Source organism: Sulfitobacter sediminis, assembly GCF_040811725.1.
Classification (GTDB): Bacteria; Pseudomonadota; Alphaproteobacteria; order Rhodobacterales; family Rhodobacteraceae; genus Sulfitobacter; species Sulfitobacter sediminis.
Map to the genome: position 1 here is coordinate 1 of NZ_JBFNXX010000066.1, position 5,005 is coordinate 5,005.

The 5,005-nt window shown below is 52.6% G+C and carries 3 protein-coding genes; 1 reads left to right on the forward strand and 2 read right to left on the reverse strand.

The features are described 5' to 3' along the window. Positions 1–85 precede the first annotated feature (85 nt). On the reverse strand, positions 86–1,030 hold the full coding sequence (locus AB2B41_RS22985) for an ankyrin repeat domain-containing protein (protein WP_367880159.1): 945 nt from the start codon (positions 1,028–1,030) through the stop codon (positions 86–88). Between the two features lie 415 nt (positions 1,031–1,445). Continuing rightward, a complete protein-coding gene (locus AB2B41_RS22990) occupies positions 1,446–3,131 on the reverse strand; it encodes an adenylate/guanylate cyclase domain-containing protein (RefSeq protein ID WP_367880160.1) in 1,686 nt (561 codons plus the stop codon). A gap of 291 nt (positions 3,132–3,422) precedes the next feature. Here AB2B41_RS22990 and AB2B41_RS22995 point away from each other — a divergent pair, with 291 nt between their 5' ends. Next, on the forward strand, positions 3,423–4,790 hold the full coding sequence (locus AB2B41_RS22995; RefSeq protein WP_367880161.1) for a serine hydrolase domain-containing protein: 1,368 nt from the start codon (positions 3,423–3,425) through the stop codon (positions 4,788–4,790). Positions 4,791–5,005 lie beyond the last annotated feature (215 nt).

Genomic DNA, 5,005 nt, shown 5'->3' on the forward strand with positions numbered 1-5,005 from the left:
AGGAGGAGAGATCATCAACGAAGACGCTGAAGCGGACCGGCTGGAAGCCGGTGGTTTATCTCCAATAGATGGAAAATAAATGTCGTTATCTTGCGGCAGACATTAAATAAGAAACGATGTGAGCGACATCATCTCTGCTCCAGTCGCCCTGCCACCTCATTCTAGTGCCCGGCACCGTCAACATCGGCTCGGCCACAAATGAAAAAAGCAGCTCCTCGGTCCAAGTCCCGCCTACTTGCTTCAATGCATCGCTGTATTGAACGTCATCTCTCGAGGCGACTCGCCGTCCGAAGATATTGACCAGTGAATGTCCCATTTCAGGCTGCGTAACAGCCTCTGATTCAGATTCAACCTTGTGACAACCGCCGCACCTTGCGATGGTTAGTTCCCGGCCGAGATTTGGATCGGATTTGGACATCCGCTCTTTGTCTAAAGGTATCGGTCTTGGACCGGCCCCTGCCTTAAGCAATGCATCCGCGATGGCGGCATCTCGATCTGGCGAAGAGAACCGCACCTTGAATGTACCCAGATGCAGGGCGTTTACGTTTCCGTGCCCGCCTTTCGGGCTGCGACTTGCAACGGCAGTGGCTTCAATGTCTGCGCCCGCCGCAATCAAAACTTGCAAAGCTTCCAAACGCTGTTCGAGTGCAGCGATCATAAGCGGTGTGTATCCATCTGCGTTGCGGGCATCAGTATCCGCTCCAGCCGTCAAAAGAATTTCGACCACACCAGCGTGGCCTCGGCTTGTGGCGGCGTGCAGAGCCGTTCCCATTGCCGAGCTGGACATATTCAAATCCGCTCCCCTTGAAATCAGCAACTCTACCGCATCCGCCTGTCCACTGAAGGCCGCCATCTGGAGCGGCGTTGCAAACTCTACTGCGTTTACGTCGGCCCCATCGTTCAGTAGTTTTTCAAGAGCGGCAGTGTCACCATTCCTCGCCGCATCGTGAAGTGGACCGCCAACGACCATTGATGTCGACGCTAAAGTTATCGCTGTCAGTATTGCCACAAAGATTTTTGAATTGTGCATGCATCTCCCCCCAAAGTGCCGCCGCTATGTGACGCAACTTACCAAATTCGTGCTTCGATATCAAAACAGCGAGTTGGCGAAGTCACAATGGCGATGCTGCAAAGAATAAATTTATGGAGGTCAAAAAAGTCCAGATTTCTTGTAACAGAGATTCACCACCGCAATTTCAGCTCTGTCCGCCTTGCAGTCATAGCCCCGATTTCGCCGAACGTCCGGTCTGGCTAGAAGCGGTCATTCATAGACGCCGATGCGTAGTTTCTGGCGTGAATGGCCGCTTGTGCGAGCAGCAGACACTCCCGGGATCAGGCTCTGAGTCCGAGTTGCGGGACGAAGCGGCCGCTACATCGATAGGCTTGTATATGGAGCCATTTCCTGCGCAACCGAGCGTAGACGAAATGGCTTAAGACTTGTCACATCACTCTGGTAGACCAGCAATTTTTAACCCATCAAAAAAGAGCCGTGTGCTTGGGGTATCTTCATAGCCGTTGCGTGTACGAATACCACTAACCGTCTCACCTGGTGCCCGCCTGAGGAAGTCAGCACAAGCGGCCTGCGCTTGGTCTAATTGCCCAAGCTGTGCATAAGCGGCAGCACGAAGGCGAAGCAGCGCAGGCCAATCAGGTCCTAAGTTTTGAGCCTCATCACATACAGCGATTGTCTTCTCAAATTGCCCCAATTGAAGATAGGTTTGGCCCAAGCCTCCTAACATTACCAAGCGCCAAGGTGTATGTTGTCCGAGACCCATTGCTTTGTTTAGACAGTCCAAGGCTGTCTGGGGCATGCCGAGAAGATTGAATCCAAATCCGCAAAACGCAATTGCAACAAAGTCCAACGAGACAGTTCGAAGCACCTTCTCCAGTGTTCTGCGATACTCGATAGCAGTTGCCGCATCGTTCACTCGCGCAGCGAACGCAACTGGGATTTCTAGTGCCGGTTGGTGCGCACACATCGTAGCTGCCGCTGCTAACCATATCTCTGCATCGTATTTGTACTTTTCACATAAGTCTTTGTATCCAACAGACTGACTTTGCTGATATGCTATCAAACCCGAGCCCAACGCGTCCGGTCTATTAGGCTCAAGTTCTAGCGCTCTCGAAGCGTGGGAAAGGGCCATCTCCATACCTTGAGGGTCAAAACGCTCCAATGCCAACGCGGCTTGCAGAGCGTGATCTGACACAGTGAATTCGGATCGCTCAATCTGGTTGAGCCGCGACTGTTCTGCGTCGAAGATGGTACGCAGCACTCGCCCAGAAAATTCATCGCCGACCGTATCTTGCCAGTTGAAAACGTCTGAAAGGCTGCCATCAAATTTAGTCTTCAGCCAAGTGCAGTTACCGGCATCAATTAGCGCTACTTCGAGGCGAAGTTGGTCACCAGAACTGCGTAATGTAGACCGTAGAACATACTTCGCATCCCCAGCCTCCTGAGAGACAGCCGCTGAGATCCACATAGTTGCGTCAAGGTATGCACTTACATCCCCGGTGATCGCGTGCGCAAGTTCTTGCACCTCTGCCCGGCTGTCGGAGGTAAAAACCGGGGTCATTACAATCTTTAATCTATCGGAGACAACACGAGAGGGCAGAGTAGCCTTTGTTTGTTCACCTCTCAGCCAGACCTGCACTGGTCGGTTGATGTTCTTCAACTCCCAAAAGCCGCCATCGTCGAAAGAAGGCCGGAGCGTACCATCAAGACTTCCATAGACCGCGTCCGACACAGCAATTGAGCCAGGCGCCGCCGCCTGTTCAAGCCTCGCTGCAACATTCACTCCATCGCCGAAAACATCGTCGCCTTCCTCAACCACGTCACCAAGATGCAGCCCTACCCGCATCTTGATTTCAGGCCCGCCAAGATGAGTTTCTTCTGCCAATCGATCTTGAATTCGCAAAGCGCTAGACGCTGCATCAACAGCAGAAGAAAATAGTACGATCCAACCGTCGCCCATACTTTTGACAATACGTCCGTGATGCGAAGCAATACAGGGCCCGAAAACTTCGGCGCGAAGCCGACGTAGTGCCCTTAGCATCGCCTGAGAGTCCTCACCCATTAGGCGGGAGTAGTCGCAAATGTCGGCCGCCATAACGGCAGCTAGTTGGCGCTTCATAACATGCTCCTCGGGCTTTATGGCCCGCAACGACTGCCTGAAAGTATGAAGGCAAGGATACACCAGGTAAAGATTTCGGGCGTTGGAGAAACTGAGCCGATCCACCGCGCGACAGTGGGATGACCACTTTGAGGAGTGCTGGCCTACCAGCGCACAGTCATACCCGGCTTATCCGATTAGTCCGGTTTAAGTGCTGGTAAGCCACACCCACAAAGCTTGCTATTCAAGCGTCCACGTTAGAAGCTCAGTGTAAAAGGCCCCCTTGGTCAGACAGACAGCTGGGAGAAATCCATGGCACGCAAACAGAGGGTAGGTAGCGGAGCCGGATCCGGCGCGACAGGTGGGGGTGCTGTGGGAGTAAAAGATTTTCTCGAGGATTTCCTTTCGGTACCAGGAGCCAGAGCAACCCTGCCAGTGAGTTCTGCTCTCGAGCCCTTCAAGCGAGATTTCGTCACCGATGCCCGGTCGCATTTCAATAACTTTCACTTCCAATTGGGCGGTGATCACACGCTATATTACTTGCTCAACCTTCCCGAGTTCATGCAAACAGCCATGTCGATGCCGAATTCCGAGTATCGACCGATCGAACGTGCGCATAATCAGGCCGTAGCAGACATGTTGGTCAACACTGAGAGCGAAGGACCGCTCCCGTTCACTGACTACGTGATCCATCCCCGTTTTCGGCATCAAGGCGTAATGATGGTGCATCGTGGAAAGGTTATCTTTGAAGCTTTTCCTGGAATGGCGGAGACGGATGTTCATTTTTGGGCTTCCGCTGCCAAAACAACCGTGGGGCTGCTTGCCGCACTGCTAGTATTGGAAGGCAAAATCGAACCCAACTTGCCGATCACGAGATACGTGCCTGAGCTAGGCAGGTGCGCTTGGGATCAAATAAGCGTCCTCAACGTTATGAATCACACTACTGGCCTGCAGACCGAAGAGGGACTGGAGACAATTCTCAATCCAAACTCTGAGATTGTAGCCTTCTTTAGTGCCGCTTTCGGAGTTCCAAATCCCGGTTCAGGTGAGAGTGAAAGCGTTGTCGAGGTTCTGCGCCGTTTCGCCCCAATTGAGGGTGAAGGTCCAGGCGACACAGTCCGCTACTCCGCGGTAAATACCCATGTCATGACATTGATGATCGAGTCGGTCGAAGGCCAACCATGGGCATCAGTTTTCGAAGAGCGGGTCTGGGGTCATCTGGGAGCTCGGATGCCCGCTATGTTTAGCCTGGATCCAGATGGTGTTGCTATGCCGTTTGGCCTGATGTCCTCAACACTTGAAGATATGGCACGTTACGGAATGCTCTTCACGCCCAGTGCATCAATGGTCTCAGAAAAAGCAATAGTTTCAGACGAAGTGCTTCAGCTGATTTACAAAAGCGGCAATCGCAGAGCCTTTGACGGAAGCTCCAAAGACCTGCGGGGCAGGATACTATTCGGCGAACCAGCTGTCGCGCTGTCTTACCAATTCGATTGGGTTTTCGAAGATGGTGCCCTTGCCAAAAACGGCAGCCTAAATCAGTTCCTTTATCTTGACCCGCAACGCGACTTTGTGGGCGTTGCGTTCTCAACAACGCCTTACGTCGAAGGTTACGGCGAGACCAAGCTGCCTGAGGTCTTCCGTACGGCCGCAAAGATTCTAGACGGTGAAACATACTAGCGTGTGTAGAACCAGCTTATGGCTTAGTCGAAAATGCAAATATCTGGATGCTAACCGCCTTTTACTTGCTTCGAACAAGTGGCCGTCCTGGGCTCACAGCTGTCATCCTACCGTTTTCGTCAGATGTCTGCTTTTCGGGGCAGAGCTGCCCGAAGAGGCATCCGGCATTCAGTTTTTGTATGAAGCAGTTCAGACATTAGAGGCGCCTTATCCTT

Bases quoted from the DNA above. Each gene is read 5' to 3' on its own strand.
- AB2B41_RS22985 (WP_367880159.1), bottom strand. From the start codon at position 1,030: ATGCACAATTCAAAAATCTTTGTGGCAATACTGACAGCGATAACTTTA.
- AB2B41_RS22990 (WP_367880160.1), bottom strand. From the start codon at position 3,131: ATGAAGCGCCAACTAGCTGCCGTTATGGCGGCCGACATTTGCGACTAC.
- AB2B41_RS22995 (WP_367880161.1), top strand. From the start codon at position 3,423: ATGGCACGCAAACAGAGGGTAGGTAGCGGAGCCGGATCCGGCGCGACA.